The organism is Serratia sp. LTN-2 (assembly GCF_059740205.1).
The window spans coordinates 1-677 of sequence record NZ_JCAXDO010000094.1 but is presented as its reverse complement, the minus strand read 5'-3'; the positions used below and the strand labels follow the sequence as shown (position 1 = coordinate 677).

General features: G+C 49.3%; 1 tRNA gene and 2 rRNA genes. All 3 read right to left on the bottom strand.

Annotation, left to right across the window (positions count from 1 at the left end):
- Positions 1-250: ribosomal RNA gene (locus AC6BYQ_RS28525) — 23S ribosomal RNA — on the bottom strand; the annotation flags it as partial.
- A 192-nt stretch (positions 251-442) separates the two neighbouring features.
- Positions 443-518, bottom strand: a tRNA-Glu gene (locus tag AC6BYQ_RS28520).
- 85 nt (positions 519-603) lie between these two features.
- Positions 604-677 (bottom strand): 16S ribosomal RNA (locus tag AC6BYQ_RS28515); the annotation flags it as partial.

Here is a 677-nt window from a genome sequence, read left to right as displayed (position 1 = left end):
TCGCCGCTACTGGGGGAATCTCGGTTGATTTCTTTTCCTCGGGGTACTTAGATGTTTCAGTTCCCCCGGTTCGCCTCGTTAACCTATGTATTCAGTTAACGATAGTGTGTCGGAACACACTGGGTTTCCCCATTCGGACATCGCCGGGTCAAAGGTTCATATCACCTCGCCGGCGCTTTTCGCAGATTAGCACGTCCTTCATCGCCTCTGACTGCCAGGGCATCCACCGTGTACGCTTAGTCGCTTAACCTCACAACCCGAAGATGTTTCTTTCGATTCATCACCGGTTTGCGAAAATTTGAGAGACTCGAACACACATTAACTGTGTGTCGTTTCAATTTTCAGCTTGATCCAGATTTTTAAAGAGCAAATATCTCAAACGTCACCCGAAGATGAGTTTTGAGATATGTCGGCAGGTGACTTTCACTCACGAACCAGCAAGTGGCGTCCCCTAGGGGATTCGAACCCCTGTTACCGCCGTGAAAGGGCGGTGTCCTGGGCCTCTAGACGAAGGGGACACTGAAGTCTCAATCGCAAGACGCCTTGCTATTTACTTTTCATCAGACAATCTGTGTGAGCACTACAAAGGCAGGTTCTTTAAGGTAAGGAGGTGATCCAACCGCAGGTTCCCCTACGGTTACCTTGTTACGACTTCACCCCAGTCATGAATCACAAAG